The 23,884-nt window shown below is 34.6% G+C and carries 20 protein-coding genes; 19 read left to right on the top strand and 1 reads right to left on the bottom strand.

Going from position 1 to position 23,884, the window contains the following annotated elements:
* Positions 1–446, bottom strand: a 446-nt coding sequence (locus tag BALCAV_RS22075; protein ID WP_152563049.1) for a hypothetical protein, incomplete at its 3' end; no start/stop codon positions are given.
* A gap of 518 nt (positions 447–964) precedes the next feature.
* Here BALCAV_RS22075 and BALCAV_RS12640 point away from each other — a divergent pair.
* From BALCAV_RS12640 to BALCAV_RS22335, 19 genes are all read left to right on the top strand, one after another.
* Positions 965–2,311 carry a capsular polysaccharide export protein, LipB/KpsS family gene (locus BALCAV_RS12640; RefSeq protein ID WP_003322449.1) on the top strand — a complete coding sequence of 449 codons (1,347 nt, stop codon included), beginning with the start codon at positions 965–967 and terminating at the stop codon, positions 2,309–2,311.
* The gene (gene kdsB / locus BALCAV_RS12635) at positions 2,308–3,039 is read left to right on the top strand and encodes a 3-deoxy-manno-octulosonate cytidylyltransferase (protein WP_003322448.1); all 732 of its coding nucleotides are present in this window, start codon (positions 2,308–2,310) and stop codon (positions 3,037–3,039) included. Before BALCAV_RS12640 ends, kdsB begins: the two co-directional genes overlap by 4 nt.
* Positions 3,032–3,859 carry a 3-deoxy-8-phosphooctulonate synthase gene (gene kdsA, locus BALCAV_RS12630; RefSeq protein WP_003322447.1) on the top strand — a complete coding sequence of 276 codons (828 nt, stop codon included), beginning with the start codon at positions 3,032–3,034 and terminating at the stop codon, positions 3,857–3,859. Before kdsB ends, kdsA begins: the two co-directional genes overlap by 8 nt.
* A 21-nt stretch (positions 3,860–3,880) precedes the next feature.
* Positions 3,881–4,870, top strand: a complete 990-nt coding sequence (locus tag BALCAV_RS12625; RefSeq protein ID WP_003322446.1) for a KpsF/GutQ family sugar-phosphate isomerase — start codon at positions 3,881–3,883, stop codon at positions 4,868–4,870.
* A 9-nt stretch (positions 4,871–4,879) separates the two neighbouring features.
* Positions 4,880–5,404, top strand: coding sequence for a KdsC family phosphatase (locus BALCAV_RS12620; protein WP_003322445.1), 525 nt, complete (start codon positions 4,880–4,882; stop codon positions 5,402–5,404).
* A 25-nt stretch (positions 5,405–5,429) separates the two neighbouring features.
* Positions 5,430–5,849, top strand: coding sequence for an HIT family protein (locus BALCAV_RS12615; RefSeq protein WP_003322444.1), 420 nt, complete (start codon positions 5,430–5,432; stop codon positions 5,847–5,849).
* A gap of 62 nt (positions 5,850–5,911) precedes the next feature.
* A complete protein-coding gene (locus BALCAV_RS12610; protein WP_003322443.1) occupies positions 5,912–6,691 on the top strand; it encodes an ABC transporter permease in 780 nt (259 codons plus the stop codon).
* A 14-nt stretch (positions 6,692–6,705) separates the two neighbouring features.
* Entirely contained in the window at positions 6,706–7,440 is a 735-nt protein-coding gene (locus BALCAV_RS12605; RefSeq protein WP_003322442.1) for an ABC transporter ATP-binding protein, read from the top strand.
* Between the two features lie 21 nt (positions 7,441–7,461).
* On the top strand, positions 7,462–9,498 hold the full coding sequence (locus BALCAV_RS21225) for a capsular polysaccharide export protein, LipB/KpsS family (protein ID WP_003322441.1): 2,037 nt from the start codon (positions 7,462–7,464) through the stop codon (positions 9,496–9,498).
* On the top strand, positions 9,491–10,612 hold the full coding sequence (locus BALCAV_RS12595) for a capsular polysaccharide export protein, LipB/KpsS family (protein ID WP_003322439.1): 1,122 nt from the start codon (positions 9,491–9,493) through the stop codon (positions 10,610–10,612). The genes BALCAV_RS21225 and BALCAV_RS12595 overlap by 8 nt, the downstream gene beginning before the upstream one ends.
* A gap of 2 nt (positions 10,613–10,614) precedes the next feature.
* Positions 10,615–11,337: a hypothetical protein gene (locus BALCAV_RS12590; RefSeq protein ID WP_040323973.1), complete on the top strand. Its 723-nt coding sequence runs from the start codon at positions 10,615–10,617 to the stop codon at positions 11,335–11,337.
* Between the two features lie 27 nt (positions 11,338–11,364).
* Positions 11,365–14,319 (top strand): capsular polysaccharide export protein, LipB/KpsS family, encoded by a 2,955-nt coding sequence (locus BALCAV_RS21220; protein ID WP_003322037.1) that lies wholly within the window; start codon positions 11,365–11,367, stop codon positions 14,317–14,319.
* Positions 14,320–14,587: 268 nt separating this feature from the next.
* A complete protein-coding gene (locus BALCAV_RS12580) occupies positions 14,588–16,567 on the top strand; it encodes an asparagine synthetase B family protein (protein WP_136446148.1) in 1,980 nt (659 codons plus the stop codon).
* Between the two features lie 397 nt (positions 16,568–16,964).
* Positions 16,965–17,714 (top strand): IspD/TarI family cytidylyltransferase, encoded by a 750-nt coding sequence (locus BALCAV_RS12575; RefSeq protein WP_003322035.1) that lies wholly within the window; start codon positions 16,965–16,967, stop codon positions 17,712–17,714.
* Complete coding sequence (locus tag BALCAV_RS12570; protein ID WP_003322034.1) at positions 17,707–18,732, top strand: ribitol-5-phosphate dehydrogenase; 1,026 nt, start codon at positions 17,707–17,709, stop codon at positions 18,730–18,732. The genes BALCAV_RS12575 and BALCAV_RS12570 overlap by 8 nt, the downstream gene beginning before the upstream one ends.
* 41 nt (positions 18,733–18,773) lie before the next feature.
* Complete coding sequence (locus BALCAV_RS12565) at positions 18,774–19,904, top strand: CDP-glycerol glycerophosphotransferase family protein (protein WP_136446147.1); 1,131 nt, start codon at positions 18,774–18,776, stop codon at positions 19,902–19,904.
* Positions 19,905–19,970: 66 nt separating this feature from the next.
* A complete protein-coding gene (locus BALCAV_RS12560; protein ID WP_003322032.1) occupies positions 19,971–21,776 on the top strand; it encodes a CDP-glycerol glycerophosphotransferase family protein in 1,806 nt (601 codons plus the stop codon).
* A 76-nt stretch (positions 21,777–21,852) separates the two neighbouring features.
* Positions 21,853–23,265, top strand: a complete 1,413-nt coding sequence (locus BALCAV_RS12555) for a polysaccharide pyruvyl transferase family protein (RefSeq protein WP_003322031.1) — start codon at positions 21,853–21,855, stop codon at positions 23,263–23,265.
* Between the two features lie 213 nt (positions 23,266–23,478).
* Positions 23,479–23,625 carry a hypothetical protein gene (locus tag BALCAV_RS22335; RefSeq protein WP_160173413.1) on the top strand — a complete coding sequence of 49 codons (147 nt, stop codon included), beginning with the start codon at positions 23,479–23,481 and terminating at the stop codon, positions 23,623–23,625.
* Positions 23,626–23,884 lie beyond the last annotated feature (259 nt).

Genomic DNA, 23,884 nt, shown 5'->3' with positions numbered 1-23,884 from the left:
GGGTGCGAATAAAGAGGGATTGGTAATGAAAAGCCGAGCTGTAAGAGATTAGGGTGCGAATAAGCAAGAATAGGTAATGAAAAGCCGAGCTGTGAAGAATTAGGATGCGAATAATCAGGAATAGGTAATGAAAAGCCGTGCTGCAACAAATTACGGTGCGAATAAGCAAGAATAGGTAATGAAAAACCGTGCTGTGAAGAATTAGGGTGCGAATAAAGAGGGATTGGTAATGAAAAGCCGAGCAGTAAGAGATTAGGGTGCGAATAAAGAGGGATTGGTAATGAAAAACCGAACTGTAGATTACGGTGCGAATAAGCAAGAATAGGTAATGAAAAGCCGTGCTGTGAAGAATTAGGATGCGAATAATTAGGAATAGGTAATGAAAAGCCGTGCTGCAACAAATTACAGTGCCAATAAACCGGAATAGGTAATAAACCCCCATGCAACGCCGTATTACAGTACGAATACCCGGCTTGTGAGCAGAACCCACCCTTATGTATGAAAAAAGTGTGATCTGCCCATAATCGTAATGTATAGGAGGCGGGTTAGCATGGAAGAAGGGAATATATTTAAAGGTTTATTTTGGGGGCTTGTCCTCAGTCTTCCTTTATGGGGACTCATTTCGATCGTCGTTATGTATTTTATAAAATGAAACTTCAATAGGTTAAAAGAGGCACTCTCTTTCTACTAAATAATAGCTTGTCGACAAAATCTCATTAAATCCGAGACAGTCGGCAGGTTTTTTTTACGAAATTTACACTTCGGAAGCGCGAGAACCGTCCCTGCACTTCACTTCACAAAATCTTATGAAAACATTTACCATCTTTTAACATGGGCATCATAAACGCTTGCTAATATGGGTGATAAGTAAGGAAGACATGATTCAATTATTTTTGTGAAAAGTTTGGCCGTTCCTAGCATAAACAAAAAATAAACTGTTCAGGTGTAAGGGGTTGTAGCATAAATGGCTAATTACTTATTTTTACGCGGGAATAGGAATAAACGATTTTTTTCGGATATAGCAGCTGAATTGATTCAAAAAGGGAATCAATGTTTTTTAATGAAATTTGAGCTAGGGGAGCTGCTATTTAAAAGTGAGATTGAAACGAAGTATATGCCTTTTTATGTATCAAAAAAAGAATATCCAATAACAGATCAAGAATTACTCGAAATGCCCTTATTTAATCTGACTTATAAGGAATACATTTTAAAAAAAAGCGTGAAAAAATCTGAACTTCGGATGTATAAACGTTATCTTTTTGCGATGGATCAATACATAAAAGAAAAGAAAATTGATGCTATTTGTACCTTTAATGGCTATCATTGGCTCGATCAAATGGCTCAATTACTTGCTCGGAAGTATCGGTTACAAATGCATTATTTTGAGGAAGGGTTATTTAGACCTTATACGATTACCCACGATTTGAATGGAATAAATGCCGAGGCGTCAATTCCGCGTCAGCCGGGTTTTTATCAAAATATTGAAGTCGATCAAAACAGATTAAATCATTATCTTTTTCAACCAGAGAATCCAAGCTTAAAAGAAACATTAGGTGGTCAAATACTAAAAGTGGCGTTTGTAAAGCTTGTCAGTATGTTTGGGAGTTTATGTCGTTTAAACCCTAAACTATACGACCATATTAATTTCTGGCAAGCACTTAACTATTTTGCGACAAAGGTTGTTTTTAAATATAAAAAGGAAGATACGTTTGAGTGGCCAGCAGAATATGTCGTTCTTCCGTTCCAAATGGTAGGAGACACTCAAATTTTGTACAATTCACCTCATATCAAAACGATGGAAAGGCTGCTCAAACGGACGGTAAAGGCAGTGACTCAAATTAATCGGGAAGAAAAACGTAATATCAAAATTATTGTGAAGGAGCATCCAGAAGATATTTCGCGCAATAACTATTCCCAATTAAAGAGGAGATATAAAGATAATGGAAACGTAATTTTTGTAAAAAAGTTCAATGTTCATTCCTTAATAAAAAATGCTCTAGCCGTTATTACGATTAATTCGACGGTAGGTATTGAAGCACTCGCGCAGCATAAGCGTGTCATTACATTAGGGGAGGCTCTTTATAATATTGAGGGAATCACATGGAATTGTAAACATCCAAGTGATTTAGCCAATGTATTAAAAACCTCGTTAAATGAACAAGTCAATCATGCTTTAATCGATAAATATCTTTATTATTTACGGTTTCATTATCAAATTGAAGGAACGTTAAATGGCTGTCATCCAGCCACCTCTAAAAATATAGCTGAGAGATTGGTAGCTAAAGTAGAAAGAGAGGAGAGCATTGTATGAAAGTTGTTGGTGTAATTCCTGCACGATACGGTTCAACTCGATTTCCAGGGAAACCATTGGCTTTAATTAATGGCAAGCCGATGATTCAACGAGTCTATGAACAAGTTTGCAAAAGCAAGGAATTGGCGATGGTTGTCGTTGCGACTGATCATGACCAAATTAAAAAGGCGGTCGAGGATTTTGGTGGGACAGCGATTATGACGAGGGCGGATCATCAAACTGGTTCCGATCGCATAGCAGAAGTGGCAAAAAAAATAGCAGCGGACTTTTATGTAAATATACAAGGAGATGAACCATTGATTCAGGCTGAGCTCATTGATGCCCTTATGCAAACAGCAAAAGCGTCACCTGAAGCGGTTGTGACCGCGAAAACGGTGATTAAAGAGGAAACAGACATTTTAAATCCAAATGTGGTAAAAGTCGTCACTGGAGAAAACGCTCAAGCCCTATATTTCTCTCGGTCGGCTGTTCCATATAATCGTTCAGGTGTAAACCAAATCTATTATAAACATCTTGGTTTGTATGGGTATCCGAGAAATGTCTTGAAACGATTTGTTCAATTACCAGCTTCTGAATTAGAAAAAGCCGAGGTTCTTGAGCAGCTACGACTCATTGAAAATGGATATGTCATCAAAGTAATCGAAACAGAGTACGAAGCCATCGGTGTTGATACACCTGAAGATATAAAAAAAGTAGAACAGCTTTTAGGGGGAGTACAAATTGTCTAACATCGTAACGTTAAATGAGCAGATCAAATTTGGTGGGAATCACCCATTTGTTTTAATCGCCGGTCCATGTGTGATCGAAAGTAAAGATTTAATCATGCATACGGCTGAGCAATTAAAAGAAGTAACAACAAAATTGAACATTCCTTTTGTTTTTAAAGCCTCTTTTGATAAAGCGAACCGCTCTTCTATTCATTCTTTTAGAGGCCCAGGCATTGAGGAAGGATTAGAGATTTTACAAGAGGTAAAAGAAAAATTTAATGTCCCGGTGACATCAGATATTCATGAAACAGCTCAAGTAGAGATGGCAGCTGATGTGCTCGATATTTTACAAATTCCTGCCTTTTTATGTCGCCAAACCGATTTATTAGTAGCGGCTGCAAAAACCGGAAAAGTGGTGAATGTAAAGAAAGGACAATTTTTAGCTCCGTGGGATATGTCGAATGTCGTCAACAAGTTAAAAGAATCGGGAACAGCTAACATTCTTTTAACAGAGCGTGGTTCGACATTTGGCTATAACAATTTAGTTGTGGATATGCGTTCGCTCATTACGATGGCTGAACTAGGTGCACCGGTTGTATTTGATGCGACCCACAGTGTGCAAATCCCAGGAGGAAATGGGACATCAACAGGTGGGAAAAAAGAGTTTGTACCTCATTTATCAAGAGCGGCTGCAGCGGTTGGCATTAGTTCGATTTTTATGGAAACACATCCAAACCCTGATGATGCCAAGTCGGATGGACCTAATATGGTGAAATTAAACGAAATAGAAGAAGTACTGAAGCCAATCCAAGAAATTGATCGCTTAATGAAACAATATTAATAATAAAAATGGAGGTTTCCAATGGATACGACGCCAACGCATCAACAATCAGTAGATTACTTGAAAGTCATGCAAGACGTTTTAGTCAAAGAGTCTCAAGCAATTGAAAGTTTAAGTAATTCTCTTGATGCTTCAATGAAACAAGCGATTGAGGTTATTCTTGAATGTGAGGGAAGAGTTGTCATTACTGGAATTGGAAAATCTGGAATCATCGCAAGGAAGATTAATGCGACGATGGCGAGTACAGGGACACCGTCTTTATTTTTGCACCCATCAGAAGGGCTTCACGGTGACTTAGGTATGGTCACGAAACACGATGTCGTTATGGCCATTTCCAATAGTGGGGAGTCAGAAGAAGTGATTAATCTGATCCCATCGATCAAACGGATTGGGGCTAAAATGATTGCCATCGTCAAAAATCCTCATTCAACATTAGCGATAAACTCTGATATTGTCCTGAATATTGGCGATGTACAAGAAGCTTGTCCATTAGGCCTAGCTCCGACAACGAGTACAACCGTTACGTTGGCATTAGGGGATGCTCTTGCGATTGCTTTATTGACGGCACGGAGGTTCCAGCCTGAAGATTTTGCTTTATATCATCCAGCTGGCTCTTTAGGGAGAAAGCTTTTACTTACAGTCGGCAGTGTCGTAAAAAAAGCGGTGAAAAATCCGATTGTCTATGAAAATGATTCGATTAAAGAAGCGTTATTTCATATGACAGCTAAAGGCATGGGGGCGACAACCGTTGTGAATGAGGCTGGTTATTTAGTCGGAATCCTAACAGATGGAGACATTCGCAGGGCCTTTGCTTTTGCGAATGGTGTCTTAGAAAAAAATGTAGAAGAATTATGCAATCGCAACCCGATTATGATTGAGGAATCTTCATTAGCTGTTCACGCACTAGAATTGATGGAACGAGAAAAAGTAAATGTTCTCCCTGTTATAAATGAGCAGAAACAGCCAGTTGCGATGCTACATTTACATGACTTAATGAATCTTGGATTGTAGGAGGACAAAATGAACAAGCTCAAATTACTCGTGCTAGATGTCGATGGAGTGTTAACAGATGGCAAGTTGTATATAGGCTCAAATCAAGAAGAATATAAAGCCTTTCATACCCAGGATGGCATGGGAATTAGCTTAGCAAGGTATACGGGCATCAAAGTGGCGATTATTACGGGAAGAAAATCGCCAGCAATTGAGAAACGGGCCGAGGAGTTGAAGATTGATTTCGTTTATCAAGGGATTGATGATAAGTTATCCATTTTAGAAGAGCTACTCAATGATTTGAATTTAACAAAAGAAGAGGTTTGTTATATCGGCGATGATATTAATGATTTGCCGATTCTCCAAGTTGTTGGGTTTGCGGCAGCTCCTGCAAATGCGGTAAAGGCTGTCAAAAACCACGTTCATTTTATCGCCTCAAAAAATGGCGGTGAAGGGGCAGTTCGAGAAATCATTGACCAAGTGTTAGCAGAACAACATCATTATGAGCAGCTATTAAGCGATTTTTTGGATGGAAAAGTAAAGATGACCCAATAAAAGATAATAAAGGAATGGCGTGCAAATGGATTGTTTAATATGTGCTAAACATTTTCAAAATAACAATATTCTCTATCAAGATGACTACTGGGTTTTAACTCACGGTCCTGTCCAATCACAGCTATTAGGTTATCTCTATTTAGAGCCGAAACGTCATGTCGAAAATTGGACTGAATTTACAGATGAGGAGTTAAGAGAACTTGGTCCTTTAATCAAAAAAGTAGAAACGGCTATCCAATCTCTTATCCCTATTGAACGATTGTATAGTGTCACGATAAGTGAAGCCGTTCGACATATTCACCTTCATCTAATCCCAAGATTCGAAGGCCTAAATGTAAAAGGATTAGCCCTGATTGAACAAGCTACACAACAAAAAAGCCAGTCAAAAGAACTGAGTGAAAAAGATTATGAGCTCTTCATAAAAAAGTTAAAAGAACAGCTTTGATAGAAAGAAGACATGTCGGACTTGATGTCAACAATTAAATCTAATGCAAGGTGTTGCTTGGTTTGAAAAATTTAGTTGAAATTCATGAAAATAAAGACTTTATTCTGGCTTTAGCAAGGCGAGAATTAGTTTCTAAATATAAACAATCATTATTAGGAAAGCTCTGGATTATCATTCAGCCACTTGGGTTAATGCTAGTCCTAACGATCGTATTTTCATTGTTTGTCAGATTACCTAGTGAAGGTTTACCGTATGCTCCCTTTTTATTCGTTGCTTTACTGCCTTATTTGTTTTTTAGCAAAGCGATTGGGGCCTCAACTGGACTCATTAATAGTTATTCAGGGCTGATTAAGCAAAGAAACTTTTACAGACCGGCCCTTGTTCTCATTAAATTTTTATCTGAAACGGTTAATTTTGGCTTTACGTTAATTGGCCTAGTGCTTGTTCTCTTATATTATCAACTGTTTCCAGGTTTAAACGCTCTTTATGCGATCCCGATTTTATGTATTCAGATGATCATGATGCTCGGATTTATGTTTTTATTAGCGGCTCTTAATGCTTATGTGCGGGATGTTGGAGTCGTGGCTCCTTTAGTGTTGAGGATGTTGCGTTATTTATCGCCAATTATGTATTCCTTTAGTGCGATTCCGCTTCAATATCAACCATATGTCGCCTTAAATCCACTAACAGGCATTTTTGATGGCTATAGGCAAGCGATTTTGCATAATCAACCACCCGACTTGCTCATGCTCGTTTATTCGCTCGTATTTAGTGTCGTCGTTTTTATCATTGGTTGGATTGTGTTTATGAAGCTAGAAAAGAATTTTGCTGATGTTGTTTAGAAAGAGTGATAAGAATGGAAAACCCTGTCGTTGAAGTGAAAAATATCGGAAAACTGTATCCAAAACATGCGACAAAAATTTTGTCCTTAAAGGATCGGTATTTAAAAAAAGAAAGAAATTTTGCTGGACAATGGTCTGTAAAAGATGTTTCCTTCAATATCCAAAAAGGTGATTCTGTAGCGATTCTTGGTGATAATGGCTCAGGGAAAAGTACATTATTAAAGCTAATTTTAGGTGTGACAGCACCGACGACCGGATCAATTGTAGTAAACGGAAAGATTGGTGGCTTAATTGAACTCGGGGCAGGTTTTCATAAGGAGTTGAGTGGACGCGAAAATATTTATATGAATGGTGTCGTTCTTGGTCTAAAAGAAAAAGAGATTGACCAATTGATCGATCAAATTATTGAATTTGCTGAGTTGAAAGATCATATTGATAAGCCGATTAAACAGTATTCTTCCGGGATGAAGGTGAGATTAGGCTTTTCGATCGCGATTCATGTCGAGTCAGACATTATTTTATTAGATGAAGTTTTGGCTGTTGGTGATAAACGGTTTAAAAAGAAAGCATTGGCTGCGGTCAAAAGCTATTTAAAGGGAAAAACGATCATCTTTGTTTCGCACAGTACTCATCAAGTCAAACAAATTTGTCAAAAAGCGATTGTCTTAAAGGACGGTCAGCTTGTGTATGAAGGAGATACAGAGTCAGCGATTGAATTTTATGAAAATCAGACTATCGAAATTGAGTGAGAATCGTTTTAGGAGAATGTTATGGAGCTTATCAAGAGACAAATAGCTAAATTTCTTAGTGAAGAGCAAGTTGCGAGAATACGAGCTTTCTTTGCAAAACATTTACCAGCAAAAAATAATAAAATTCCAGTCGCCTTTTTATATGGATTTTCAGGAAAGCAAAGAAAGAACATTTCCATTGTTTTAAACAAGTCTTACAAAATCAAGTTTCTCGATTTAAAAAAATTCAATGAAGACAGAGTAAGATACAAAAATGTTTCCTTTTTTATAAGCAGCACTTGTCCCAAAGAGGATGCCCAAAAAATAATCGGGTATACAAAAGAACAGCAAATCCCAATAAAAGTTGTTACAAACGGGTTTATTCATTCAGCTGAATTCAATCAGGATGATTCGATTGACTCTCTAACTATGCATCATGTTTATCCGCAAGAAAAAGGTCAGCCTCATTTGACAGCGAAGGAGATTGACAAAGTTATCGGGCTTTATCCAGCTCGTTCATCGCTTCAATCGGGTAAAGACAAACAAGTGATTATGGTGATTGGAGAGTCTTATCTTGATAGATGGATTCATTCAAAAGACAGTAAAGAATCGTTTAGTTTTAGTAATTGGGAGCTTGTAAAAGAAGCAAAAAGGGAAAATCCGGATGCCGACATTTATTATCTTCCTTACCCGTTGCAATCATTTCATGAACCAGATGAATATTTTAGAATTTCTGAAGAAGTAGCGCTTAAGGAGGAGTCGACCTTATCAATAAAGCATGTAAACGGCTTTGTTGATAAGGTGTATACCTTTTCTTCGCCACAAGCGCTCAAGGCCATACAACTTGGGATTCCGGTCATTTTTAAGGGAAACCCTCTCAATACGATTCATGAGGTAAAAAAAGATTTACAGAGAGCGTATCAAATTTTTTTATCTCGCACTTACTTTATATATGAGGGGAAATCAGAACTAGGTTTAAGAGAAGTCATTCCTCTATTAGAAAAAAGAAATAGGCAAGATGTTTTTGTAGAATCGTATAAGCAGCAGACGATCCAAAGCCAACTACCAAATAATTTTCAAAAGAAAAAAGTCGGTGTCTTTTCATATGGTATCGCTCAAATTAAGCAGTTAAATAATCTTTTACCGCTCGATGTCATCGTGAATCCGGCTAACAAACAAATAAAAGACTTAGATTATATTGGCGTGTGGGGTTTAAAAGAAAACGATCGGGCACGGGAAGTCATCGAGACGAACAGAATTCCTGAATTGCGAATGGAGGATGGGTTCTTACGCTCGTTTGGGCTCGGTGTTGATGGGGTTCCTCCTTTATCGCTTTGTTATGATGACATCGGAATTTATTATAATGCGACAAAACCTTCGAGATTGGAAGTCATTTTAAATTCACCGGGCTGGGAAACGCCTGAATTACTGAGGCAAGCGAGTAAAGCGATTCAATTAATCAAAGAAAATCAGCTATCTAAGTACAATACAGGAGAGTTGTTTTCCCCCCAGCTTATTAAAGAAACAACAAGCAAAAAAATTTTAATCGTTGACCAAACTTTAGGGGACTTATCGATTTCGATGGGGTTAGCTTCACAAGAAACGTTTATGGAAATGTATCAGAGTGCAAGAAAGAGCTATCCGGAGGGCGACTTTTATATAAAAGTTCATCCTGATGTCATTTCAGGAAAGAAAAAAGGAAATCTCGATCTCACTCAAATAAAAGGCGACCCTAACCTTATCTTTTTAACGAAAGATAGTAACTCTTTGTCTCTTCTGAACTATATGGATGTCGTTTATGTTGTCACCTCACAAATGGGATTTGAAGCTCTAATGTTAGGGAAAGAAGTTCACTGTTTTGGGATGCCTTTTTATGCAGGCTGGGGATTAACAAATGACCGGATTAGGACAAAGAGGAGAAATATGAAGAGGTCGTTTGAGGAAGTATTTGCCGCTGCGTATTTGTTGTATTGCAGCTATATCAATCCGAAAACAAATAAACCCGGTGATATTTTTGATGTGATTGCGGAAATAATCGACCAAAAAAACAATATAAAAAGAGTGAAGCGAAATGGTTAAATTAAAGGAATTTATTAAAGGGACTTTAAAAGTCGTGTTGTCCTATTTGAAGGTTAGCTATTGGATAATCGAACCGAATAAAAAGCAACATCAACCAATCGCCTTTTTATTCGGTTTTTCGAATTGGAAGAAATCGTTTATGATCCACTATTTATCTGATGAAGAAGTAAAGTTGATTCCTTCATCCGTTCATATGAACTTCTTGTCCTTTTTAATGAAGAAGTATGAAAAAAAAGCCTTTTATATTTGGGGTTGTGACGAGAAAAGAGATGACAACATTATCGAGTTTGCTAAAAGCGAGAAGATTCCTTTTTTTCGAGTCGAGGATGGCTTTATCCGTTCGAAAAACCTTGGCGTCATGAAAGCACAACCCCTTTCTTTAAGTATCGATTCTAAAGGGATTTATTTTGATGCGACTTCACCTAGTGATTTAGAAGAAATTTTAAATCATTATGATTTTCAGGCAGATGTGAAGTTATTAAAAAGGTCTAAGGATGGCATCGAATTAATGAAAAATTTAGGCGTTAGTAAGTACAACCATGTTTTGCCAAAGGATATCGAGCAGATTTATGGAGAAAAGACACGCAAACGAGTTTTAGTAATTGGCCAAGTGGAAGATGATGCTTCTATAAAAAAAGGATGTGAACGGCCGATAACGAATAATGAGTTAGTACGGTTAGCGAAAATGGAGAACCCTGATGCTGACATTATATATAAACCACATCCTGACGTTCTTTATGGAAAAAGAAAGCTATATTCCAATCCAGATGAGGTTAAAGAGATAGCTTATGTCATGGAGGAACCGATTCGTTTAAATGATGCTCTACAAACGATCGATCATGTTTACACGATTACTTCATTAGCTGGGTTTGAAGCCTTAATTCGACATATACCGGTTACGACGATTGGGGCCCCTTTTTACTCTGGCTGGGGATTAACAGATGACAGACAACCTGTATCAAGAAGAAAAAGAAAGCTCACCATCGAAGAAGTTTTTGCAGGTGCTTATCTTTTATATCCAAAGTATGTTGATGTTCAAACAGGCGAGCCGATCACAATGGAGGCGGCGATGAAACAAATTAGTTTAGAAATGCTAGAAGAAAGGAAGGGATAAAGATGACCACTCTTAATAAAAATGCCCATCCATTCCTTTCTAAAACGAATGTCGACTCAAACCATCCTCATTTTATTCATGAAATTGAGCAGGTAGCTTTTGATGAAAATGGTTTTGAATTAAGAGGGTATTGTTTTATCGAACATAAAAATGTCGCTCACATGCAACAAATCCAATTTATTTTATATGATGAGTTACATAAAACAGAATATTTGATTCCTCATCATAATGAGTTTAACAGAGAAGATCTTGCTTATCTTTATGATGAAAGCAATCAATATCATTATCAACTCTCAGGATTTCACCTACATGTTTCCTTTAATGAGCTTCAGAAACAAAGAAAACTTAAACAGCTAAAAGTATTTGTATATCTGAAGTTTGAAGAGACGGAATATTTAGAGCAGTTGAGTAATGTTCAGGATACATTAGAGAAAATCATCGTTCCTGACTATTTAATTTTAAAAACGGATGCTCAAAAGAAATCCTCACAGCAACACGACAGAGGTTGGAAGTACTCGATTTATAAAAAACGAAAAAATTTTATAAAAAAATCCCATCAAAATACAAACACGAAAAAATCAATCAATTCCTCGTCAAATGCAAAAAGAGATTTATCTAAAAAGGTGCCAGTGCAATACCCAGAGGCTCCCGACTCACCCGCGGAACGTGTAGGGTATGCAGCTCGCGGAGTAAAGCTAACTAATGTAACCATGTTTAACGATTAGCCTCGTTTTTAAAGGAGTGAAACGGCAATGAATGTTTTTTTCTATGGTTTGAGCTTTATGTCTATCAAAAATAAGTATGTCGGTCAGCCGATCTTCTTAAAAAAAATCGTCGATGAATTTAGAAGAAATCATAACGATTGTTTCTATTTATATAGAGAAAATATCACGGATCTAAACATATTCGATGAATTAAAGATCGAGGCACTTCAATTACCATTAAAAAGTCATGTAGAAACCCCTTTTACCGAATACAAACGTTTTTCTAAAGATGAAATAGAAGAGATCGTTGAATTTGACGATAGGAAAACAAGAAGGATACATCAAGTCGATAAAAGCCATATTTATAAACATAACGTCCTGAGGATTTTAGAAAATTTAAAGATTTATGATGAGCAGTATGGCATCGATATGTTCATCGTCTGGGGAGCCGGTTATATTCCAAAAACGATTAGCTATTATGCAAAAAAACACCAGAAAAAGTTAATTGTGATGGAGAATGGCTATTTTAGACCGTATACACTTATGATTGATGCAAATGGGGTCAACGCTGAAAATTCGGTTCCACGGGAGCGAGCATTTTATGAACAATATCCGATTGAACAAGATAAGTATATAAAGTATTTGAACCGACCGTATTTTGCTAAAGTCGACGACGAATTAAGCCTCTTATATAAAGAAGGAACCGTAATCCAAGAAAATGATATAACAACGAGCGAAGCAAAATTAAATTTAGAGATGTCTGATTATGTGTTTGTTCCGTTCCAGTTAGAAACCGATTCACAAATTATTAGCCACTCTGCTTATATAAAAGAAATGAAGGAGCTCGTCTTATATGTGTTAACAGCCGTTCTCCAATATAATCAAATACATAAAAAGAATATAAAGATTGTCTTTAAAGCTCACCCCTTTTTTAAAAATGACGGGGCTGCTCTGCAATTAGGAGCCATAAAAAAAATATGTGAAACGTATAAAGAACATTGTTATTTTGTCTCAAATGGAAATACAACGGACTTCATTAGAGACTCAAAAATGGTGATTACGATTAACTCTACTGTTGGAATTGAAGCATTAAAACAGTATAAGAATGTGATTACATTAGGAGATGCTTTTTACAATATCGAGGGAATTGTCAAACATGTCACTCCAACTGAATTAATAAAGGACTTCGAGAGATTAATAGAAAGAAAGGTTCATAAAGAATTAATCATGAAGTTTCTCTATTATTTGCGCTTTGACTATTTTGCAGAAATCTTTTACCCAGATGCTTGTCAGGAATCAGTTAAGCAACTCGTCGGGAAAATGCTCCAAATAAATGGAATGGATATTGCTATAGAAGAGCCGCAAGAAATCAATCGATCCGACCATCTTGATGTTCATGTAAAAGAAATTCGCTTTACTAAAATTGGGAATATGCTATTGAAATTCACTTATTCTAAAAATGATTTAAATACCCCTTTTAATGTGTATTTAAGAAATGAAAAATTAGCTATTTTTCATAAGTTAAAGCCTAAAGATATGACTATTCATGATGAAGTTGAACTTGAATATACGGTCACAACGAAACAAATCTTTTATCAACATCCCAAATTTGACCAAGGTGTGTGGGAGTTCGTTTTGGTTAAGGACGGAGAAAATGAGGCCACTGTTTTACAATGGCAACAGGAAAGAGTGGATTTAAAAAAACTAACGATAAATGGCGTGCTTTATAACATAACCGTACATCATTCCTTTATGACAGTCGAAAAAAATGAGTCAAGAAAAGAAATCGCCAAGTCATCCATAAAAGATGAGTTGGAATGGCAGCAATTTAAAGGTGATTATCTTTTGCTTGAACAGCCTCAGGTTGAACCTTTTTCAAATTATAAATTAAATGTCCTCTATATGCCTTGGATTGACCGTTCGACTAACGGATTAATCGATATTATTGAGAAAAGAACCGATCTGAACTTTATTCCGTTTCGATTTTTTATCGATGTCAATGAACATAAAGAACGCACAAAGGTCATTGCCTATACTCGTGAAAATAAAAACAGAATCAAGGCAGAAATGAAAAACTATCTGCGGACTCATTTTATCGATGTAGATGCGGTCGTGGTCACTTTAGATTGGATTGCCCCGATTCATTTATTTATCGAAGTGTGTAAAGAGTTAGAGTTAAAAACGATTTTAATCCCACATGAGTCCGTTTTTGCTAAAAGAGAGATGTATTATGTCGATTATATAACCGGAATCAATCGCCCAGTAACCGATTATGTGTTAGCATGGGGAGATTTACAAAAGGATATTTTCAGTTCAAGAGGCTATGAACGTGAAAAAATCATCAATATAGGCAGCCCTAAATTCGATGTATACAAAGACTATCAGCCATTCGTTGCGAAACAGGAGTATTTTGAGCAAATTGGTTTTTCTGTAAATAAGAAAACGATCTTATTTGTCATGCAGCCTCTCGATTCCCAATATAATGAAAAAGAAGCGAGACAGGCCCAGCATCAAATGATTGATGATTTAATGAAAATCATCAATCAAAATCAATTTCAACTGATTTTAAGACTACCACCAGCATTAGGCGAGAAATTATTAGACGAACCATTATTAGCAAAGTTAGCCAAATGTCCGGATGTTTATTTAGAAGGGTACAAAGATTTACCCCTTGAGCCTATGGATGCAATCTCTCATTCAGATATCGTCGTTTCCATTAATAGTACAATGCTATTTGAATCCGCCTTATTAAATACACCGTCCCTTTCAATAAAATATGTAGAATTTGAATCCTTTTGGGAAAAAGCAGGCATTCCCGTCGCCGAGCATTTTGAACAATTAAAGAATACGCTCACTCATTTAATCGAAACTAAGAAGCATTCCTTATCAAAAGAAGGCTGGGAATGGGCAGCTAAACAATTAAGTGACGGCGGATTTGAATTTGATGCATCGGTGAAAGTGGAGCGGGTGATGGATGAATTGTTGTGTGGGATTGTGAAGTGATTATTTAGGTAAGACACCCGTTTATGCGGGTGTTTTTATTTTATAGGGAAGTGTAAGATATTTAATGATCTGAATTTGAAAATGAGGGTAATTTTAATAGCTGGGTGTATTGACTCGAATGCATGTGTTGTATTTGCATGGTAATATTTCTTTTTTAAACAATAATATGAATAAAATGCTAGTGTATTTGATTTTGAATTTTGATTCTATAAAACGATTGAAAATACCCCCTCCAAAAATACTATTTTTTTGGTATGATTAAATTAGAATGGTTAAATTAGGAGGGATTTTTATCTCTAATTATAATGAGATTAAATATAAAAGAGGCTATTTGCTTACTGATTTGGATGTAGAAGTACCTAATAGTATGTGGCAGAAGTTAAGTTTAGGAAAATTTAACTTGTTTTATGATCCGCTTAATAAATTAGAATTAAGCAAAAATGGAGAAGATTGGTTAGTGTTACTTGGTTATACAATTGATGTTAAAAATAATACATCAGATACTTGTTTTATTGCTGAAAAATTGCTTGCTTGTTTAAATAAATCAGATAATGAATTTTATGATTATCTAGATTACTTATCAGGAAGGCATATTATTGTATATCAATTAAGAGGGGAAATTAAGGTTTTATCTGATGCAACTGGGTTGAAATCGATAGTTTATTCTAAGAATCAAAATGTGATAGCGTCTCATGTAAACATTGTAAAAGACTTAACTAGAGCTAAAAAGGATAGCAAAATAAAAGATGAATGGAAGAAAGAGTTTGGGGGATATTATATACCGGGTCATTACACGCCATATGAAAATATATATTTTCTAACACCAAACACATACTTAGATTTAGAGACGAAAAAGGCTATTAGGTTTTTCCCACGCGAAAATCTTAATTTAAAACCTGTTAAAGAAGTAGCTGAATTAATTAGTGAGTCTGTTAGAAAGCAATTTAGTATCTTGTCAGCTGATTTTGATAAAAAAATAATCTTTTCATTGACAGCTGGAATGGATAGCAGAACAACTTTATCACTTTGTAAGGAAATAACTAACGAGATTGATTTCTTTACTTATTATAAAGTGTTTAAAGAGGATAAAAAAAGAGTCAAATCCTTAGAAATAGATAAACATGTTGTAGAGGATATTGTTTATAATCTCGGACTAAAGCATTCTTTCTTACCTTTAAGGGTAGATGAAGTAGAGAATGATTTTTCAGATTTCGTGAAAATAATGAGTTTAAACAGCTTACGTCCACATAATTTCAAACTGGCTAAGTTTTATTATGAGAAATTTTCTGATGAGTCTATCCATATAAGATCAAATATATTAGAAATAGGTAGGTATTTTTATCGTGAGAAAATTAAGCTTCCAAGAGAATTAACTTCTGAAGGAATGGCAAGTTGTTATTCTAAAAATGCAACCGATAATAAATCCATACAAGGTCTTTTTAATGAGTACAGTTCACACGTAAATATGAAAGATATTTATAACTATGATCCGTATGATATTTTATATTGGGAGTATCGGATGGGCATTTGGCACGCTCAATTACTGTTGGAAAGTGACGTTTCACACGATACATTTATTCCGTTTAATAGTAGACATATACTGAAATTATTTCTTTCTGTTTCTGAAAATCATAAAAAAAACTATAGTGTCTTTAAAGAAATCACTAGTTCAAATTGGCCTATTTTAGATTATTGGGGAATTAATACTATTGAAAAACCTATTGACCGTATTAATGAAGAGGTAGATAATTATGGACTTGATCTGAAGGAATTTAAATTCAATAGCAATGTATCGTTTAAATTTAAAAAAACTAGATCTTCAAATAAATTTTTAATAAATAAGAATGATCCAAAAAAAGGTGAATTTGTCGAATGTTATTATAAATTACAAACAAAAGTAGAGCGTGATTATCTAATCTTATTGAATGTAAGGTCACCATATGAAAACAAAAAAAATATAGGAAGAATGAAGTATCAGGTATTGCTAAATGAAAATGTATTTATTGAAGAGGATATTTCACAGTGGGGAGAAAGTAATACTATTTCAATCCCCTTTAGGGCTGAAGAAAGTTCAGCTAAAATATCAATAAGGATTGTTACAATAAGAGACTGTGAAAAATGGAACTGGGGTCGAGCTGGTACAATGATTATAGAAAGGTTGATTTTTAGAGAGGTTCAAACAGATTCAAGCTTTTGTATATCAACTTCTAGCCCATTCTCTAAAAGAGTACCAAATATTAATAAATGATTTTGATGAAACCTGTAACCCTATATAACTTTTAAGGGGGGACAGGTTTTTTAAGCAGGCTTTTTAGCTAGCCGATTTAAGATAGGGAAAATTAACGTAATGAAAAAAGGGATTTTAGGGAATTGTAGCAACTATACATGATACTTTGTACGGCTTATATTTATAGTTTAAATCAATGAAATTGAGCTAAACATTTTTTGTTTCTTCCCTTAATTCTTCATAAAACTACATATTTAAGTGAATACTCTCACCATAAGTGATTATGTCAGCTTTTGAATGTTCCTCTGTTGAAATAGAGGTGCCTCGAAGCTATGTTCTTGCTATACTAGAACTGAATCTTTATGTTAAACTAATTTGGTGTATATTTAAATAACACAGTTTAGAAAGGATGATAACAGTGATCTATGCAGCAATTTTAGCTGGTGGTAGTGGGAGCCGAATGGGAAATACTCATTTACCGAAACAGTTTCTATCATTAAATGATACTCCAATTATCATTCATACAGTTGAGAAGTTTTTATTAAATGCTAATATTGATAAGTTATTAATAATAGTGCCGGCCAAATGGATGAACTATACAAAAGATATTCTTCATAAATATTTAAGCACTCACGCAAAGGTAGAAGTCATTGAAGGTGGTGCAACAAGAAATGAAACGATTATGGCCGGAATTCGCCATATAGAATCCAATTTTGGTCTTAATGAAGATGATATTATTGTAACACACGATTCCGTGCGTCCATTTTTAACCCATCGTATTATTCAAGAAAACATTGATGCGGCTTTGAAATATGGGGCAGTGGATACGGTAATTGGTGCGATTGATACAATTGTAGAGTCGACTAATCAAGAGAAGATTACGAATATACCAATTCGTGACCATATGTATCAAGGTCAAACGCCACAAAGTTTTAATATCAATATGCTTAAAGGTGCGTATGAAGAATTAACAGATGAGGAAAGAGAGACCTTATCTGATGCCGCAAAGATCTGTTTATTAAAAGGTCACGCTGTTCATCTTGTTGATGGAGAAGTCTTTAATATAAAAATCACAACCCCATTTGACTTGAAAGTAGCTAACGCAATTATAAAAGACTCTTCAGTTGTGGAAAGGGATCCAGAAGAAGAGGTGTCTTTTAATGATTAATCAAGTTTATCGCCTTGTGTATCCAGGACAATTTGAAGTGACATACAAAGTTCGTGATTTGAATTCGGGTAAAGTTATAGTTCGTCCAAAATATCTGTCGGTTTGTAATGCTGATCAAAGGTATTATCAAGGGAAACGTGATGCAGCAGTCTTAGAGAAAAAGTTACCGATGTCATTAATTCATGAAGGAATTGGAGAAGTTGTTTTTGATCCAAAAGGTGAATTTGAAGTAGGTCAAGCAGTCGTTATGATTCCAAACTTACCAGTTGAAGAAGTTGAACATATGGATGAGAATTATATACGTTCATCTCGTTTTCGTTCAAGTGGTTATGATGGCTTTATGCAAGATTATGTTTTTATGCGTCACGATCGTATTGTTCCATTATTTGATGAACTTAACAATCCAACCGCTTCAATTTTAGAATTAGTGACTGTTGCAATGCATGGAATAAGTCGATTTAAGTTAAAGTCGCACGGTAGGAAAGAAACAATTGGAATCTGGGGTGATGGTAACCTTGGTTATATTACTTCGGTTCTATTGAAGAAACTTTATCCTAAAGCGAAAATAGTCGTTTTTGGAAAAACAAAGCAAAAAATCGATTATTTTACCTTTATTGATGAGGCATATCTCATTCATAATATCCCTAATGACTTTGAAATTGACCATGCATTTGAATGTGTTGGAGGTCCGGGGAGTGAAATGGCTATAGACCAAATTATTGATCATGTTAAGCCAATGGGTTCAATTTCTTTATTAGGTGTTAGTGAGGATCCAGTGGGAATCAATACAAGAATGGTATTGGAGAAAGGTCTTACTTTATTTGGTTCAAGTAGAAGTGGTCGAGCAGATTTTGTCAATACGGTTAACTTTCTTGAAGAACATAAGGATGTCATTCACTACCTAGAACATTTAGTGACCAAAGTCGTAGAAGTTAATAAGATTGAAGATATAAGGTTTGCCTTTGAAGAAGACCAAATTTCTCCATGGGGGAAAACGGTCATGAAATGGAATATTTAATTTCTGTGAATAAAATAAAGATCTATCCTGGTGATAAATAAATGATGGGACAGTTTAAGAAAATCTTGAAGTTCATATTTCATATAATCTTTAAAATTCTTTATAATTCTTTTTCACTCTTGCCAATTAAAAAAAATCAAGTTTTATTTGCGTCCGATAGAAGAGAAAATCTATCGGATAACTTCTCTTTTATTTTTTCTGAAATAAAAAAACAGCAGCTTCCAATCGACTGTAAGTTTGCGTTTAATCTTAAACAGAATAGTATGAAGCAGATTGTCCAGTTAGCTTATTTGCTTGCTCGTTCTAAAGTGATTTTAGTCGATGATTATTACCCTTATATTTATCCATTAAAAATTCGTCAAAACTCAGAAATTATTCAAGTATGGCATGCAGTCGGTGCGTTTAAGAGATTTGGATTTAGTTTAACTGGAGTGCATGGTGCTCCAAAACTAGATCCTTTTATGCACCGCAATTATTCAAAAGCTATAGTAAGTTCAAAGAATGTAGCCTCACATTATGCTGAAGCATTTAATATGAGCGAGAATCAAATTGTAGCTACTGGAATTCCTAGAACAGACGTTTTTTTTGATGAAGAATATAAGAGTAAGAAAATAGTGGGATTATATGACCGTTTTCCCTTCTTAAAAGATAAGAAGGTTATTATGTATGCCCCGACGTTTAGAGGGAAAGGTAAAAATACGGCTTATTACCCATTAGCTAAAGTTGATTTTGCGAAATGGCATAATGCACTTAAGGAAGATTATGTTTTTTTGATAAAGTGGCATCCATATATAAAAGAAAAAGTTGTCATACCTGAAGAATTTGCTAGCTTTTATTATGATGTTTCAGATTATAGTGATATAAATGATTTACTATTTGTAACGGACATTCTTATTACTGACTATTCGTCGGTTTGTTTTGAATACGCATTATTACGTAAACCGATTATTTTTTACGCTTTTGATGTTGAAGACTATACTCATAATAGAGATTTTTATTATCCATATGAGAGCTTTATTCCAGGACCACTTGTGAAGGAATCACAAGAATTATTGGAAACAATACAAGAAGAAAAATTTGATATGAGTCTAATTGATGACTTTGTTAATTACTTTTTTGACCATCAAGATGGTAAGAGTAGTGAAAGGTTTGTTAACCAACTATTGAAATAACTATTGATAAGAAATGAGGTGGACAAAATAAAAGCGTATTTTTCAACAAAAAAGAAAGGTGAACAAATGACGAAAATGCAAGAACATGACGAGAAAAGTGACCTAGAAGACATGTTGTTAGTTGAACAACCATCCAAACCAAAATATGTTGTCAAAAAAAAAATCAGCTCCTTAGATTGGAATGGAGGCATTCTTCATATTAAAGGATATGCCTATTTAGAAGGAGTTTCCATTGAAAATGAGGATATGGTTTATAAAGCACTAGTATTGAAAAATGAAGCTGAGTTAGCAGAAGAGTATGTTGAATTTGAGCTTCCATTAGAGGATGATATTGTTCCAGATAGTGCATTATCAGAGTCTGAAAAGAAGAAATATAAATGGGCTGGTTTTAAAGGAGGCATTAACTTTTCGGCAGTTACAAAAGGCGGAGCACCTCTTCCAGCTGATGTTTATAATGCGTTTATTCGTATCGAAGTAGAGCACCCACAGCTAGGAAAAGTTGAGCAAGATTTTCCATTAGGGAATGTTTCCAAGTTATTAAATAATAATTTTCATTCTACTAAATTAGAGTTTTATTCAGCTCGACGTCTGATACAATATAATTTAATGGCTACACAAAATGCTAAACTTAAGACATTAAGAATTGCTTCCACTAAATTGAAAGATGTTGATCCAGCTGATTTAATATTAACAGAGAAAACAAACAGAAAATCTTTTTTTATACAAAAGTTAATATTAAGATTTTTTTATTCTATTTTTTGTTTATTCCCAATCAAAGAAAACAGGGTGATTTTTGCGTCGGATAGTCGAGAAGAAATGAACGGGAATTTTGGTTTTGTATATGAAGAGATGCTTCACCAAAAGTTGGATCTTGATTATAAATTTATGTTAAAACCTTCTATAGATGATAAAAAATCGATTAAGGAACTTATTCAATTAGCTTTTTGGTTTGCGACATCAAAAAAGATTATTTTAGATGATTTTTATCCTATGATTTATCCATTAAAAATCCGAGAGAAGGCAGATTTAATTCAAGTATGGCATGCCGTTGGTGCTTTTAAAACTTTTGGTTATAGTAGGATTGGCCGTCCGGGAGGACCTAATATAAAATCACGTAATCATAGGAACTATACGAAGGCAATTGTAAGTTCAAAAAATGTCGTACCACATTATGCGGAAGGTTTTGGAATAGATGAATCTGCTGTAATCCCAACAGGGGTTCCGCGTACTGATATATTCTTCGATGAACAATATAAACAGGAGAAACAAAAGGAACTACATGAACAATACCCATTCCTTAAAGGTAAGAAAGTCATTTTATTTGCACCAACATTTAGAGGGAATGGGCAAAGTTCGGCTCATTATCCATTCGATGTACTTGACTTAGATAAGTTATATAAGGAATTCAAGGATGAATATGTTTTCTTATTTAAAATCCATCCTTTTGTAAATAATAAGGTGACGATTCCTTATCAATATGTTGATTTCTTTTATGATTTTTCAGAATATCGAGAGGTAAATGATTTACTATTTATTACCGATATTCTTATTACTGATTATTCGTCGGTTTGTTTTGAGTATGCTTTATTAAGAAAACCAATGATTTTCTTTGCATATGATGTGGAAGAGTATATCCAAAGAAGAGATTTTTATTTTGAGTACCAATCGTTTATTCCAGGTGTTTTAGCAAAAACGACTGATGATATCATCTACAGTATTGCTCATGAAAAGTTTGAGCAAGAAAGGGTAGAGCCTTTTGTTCAGTATTTCTTTGATGATTTAGATGGGAGAGCAAGTGAAAGGTTTGTTAAACAAATTATTTTAGAAGAAGATTTAGATAGTGAAGAAAATGGAAATGAGACTAATGTATAGTAGAGATTGGTTTTAGGCCTAAGGTTATTTTTAATTAATATACCTAGGGTAAATGAAAGGGGATTTATTTAAGTTTATGAAAAATATTATTATGCGAGCGGGTATTTCGCCGCTAGATAACTTTGATCCGACACATATGATTCTTAACAACTCAATAGGGGGGAATGTTGGGAACTTAATGTATCAATACAGTGTTGTGAGAAACTTAATGACGGAAGATACTGTAATCACACCAGATTATTATAATTATAGTACGGATGATAAACGAGCTGATGAAATAAATGAAAAGTATGATTGTTATGTTATTCCATTAGCGGATGCATTTAGACCAGACTTTGTTCCAACATTACGAAAGTATACAAAACTAATTAAGAAATTAAAAATTCCTGTTGTAGTAATTGGAGCAGGGTTACGAGCCCCTTTTGAACCTGACTTAGATGGAGGGTTCCCTTTTGATAAAGATGTTAAAGAGTTTGTCAGTGCTGTTCTAGAAAAATCTTCGATGCTTGGTTTGAGAGGTCAGATAACAGCTGATTACCTAACGCGCTTAGGGTTTAGAGAAGGTGTTGACCATACGGTTATTGGTTGTCCATCTTTATATGCGTTTGGTAGAGATTTAACTGTGCGTGATACAAATATAACGACGGATTCTATTGTTAGTATTAATTCTTCCAGATTATCACCAGATAATGTTTTGGAGTTTATAGGAAGAAGTTCCGAACAATTCCCAAACCATTATTTTGTTCCACAGTGGATGAGGGAATTTGTGATGACTTATACGGGAAGTCCTTCAGTTAATGATGCTGATGATAAAAATTATCCTAACAAAATGTCTCATCCAATGTATATGAATGATAAAGTTCGCTTCTTCTTGAATGTTCCAACTTGGATTGATTTCTTAAAAGGAGTAGATTTAAGTTTTGGAGCCAGACTTCATGGAAATGTAGGTGGAGTACTTGCGGGAACACCGAGTTTAATTATCCCTAAAGATGCTCGTATGCGTGAATTAACGGAATACCATGGTATGGCTCATATTATGGCTGATCAAATTGATGAGAAAACGAACCTAATGGATATTATTGAAAAAACAGACTTCCATTCAGTCGAAAAAAATGCAGGTCGTAATTTTGATTACTTTATCGAGTTTCTAAATAAAAATAACTTAGACCATATTCATAATTACTCTTATAATGAAGTACCGTTGGATAAAGAAATAGCGAAAATGGATTTAAATCCACCTGTAGGTCCAATAACTGGTTGTACAATGGAAGAGACTGTTCAAAGATGGGAAACGTATTATCCAAAAGTTAATGCCAAAGCAGCAGAAACGGAAAAGAAGAGAAAAGCTCAAGTTAAAGAAAAAGATAAACGTATAAAAGAAAAAGATAAACAAATTAAAGAAAAAGATAAGCAAATCAAAGAAATGAAGAAAACATTAAATAGAAGAAGTGTAAAACTAGCTTTGAAATTAGCAGGGAAGAGAAAATAAAGAACAGTCTTAAAAATCACGGTTATTTTTTGATCGTGATTTTTTATTTTGCCTAACAGTTTATGACTATAGTACCTTTTGATTAATGAGATTTGCAAACCGATGAAATTATTTGTGAATTTAACTTGTTCAAAATTGACTAAAAATAATAGTTGTAAGAGAATTAACCATGAAAAATTCGAAAAAATAATCTGATATTAGGAGATTTTCATTATGATTTTTGCTAAAAATCTAAATCAAAAAGAGTTATTAACAATTTTAAAAGAAATCAGTGAAAAAGTGGAAGGAGAACAAGATATCCAGGTAACTGAAGTTGTAAATGAAATAGTGCATAAGTTAAAAAAGTATGAAATTAGATAAATGTTAACAGTATATAAGTCTTATTTTTTAGTGATAGTAATCTAAAAACAGTGTTGTTGTTTATTTGAGTTTACTTATTTTACCTAAATTTAATTATGCTTAACTATGATAACATGTATAGTGTAAAAAGAGCGGCATATAAGTCGTAACAAATAAAATAGTATAAGCTCTCTCTAATTACAAATTAATACAAGATATGATATAATCCAAACTGGTAAAGACTTTTAAACATAAATTAACTTAGTAGGTGAAAAGTATT

The organism is Alkalihalobacillus alcalophilus ATCC 27647 = CGMCC 1.3604 (assembly GCF_000292245.2).
GTDB lineage: Bacteria > Bacillota > Bacilli > Bacillales > Bacillaceae_D > Alkalihalobacillus > Alkalihalobacillus alcalophilus.
The sequence above is the reverse complement of the archived record's forward strand: the minus strand, read 5'-3'. Positions and strand labels throughout refer to the sequence as shown.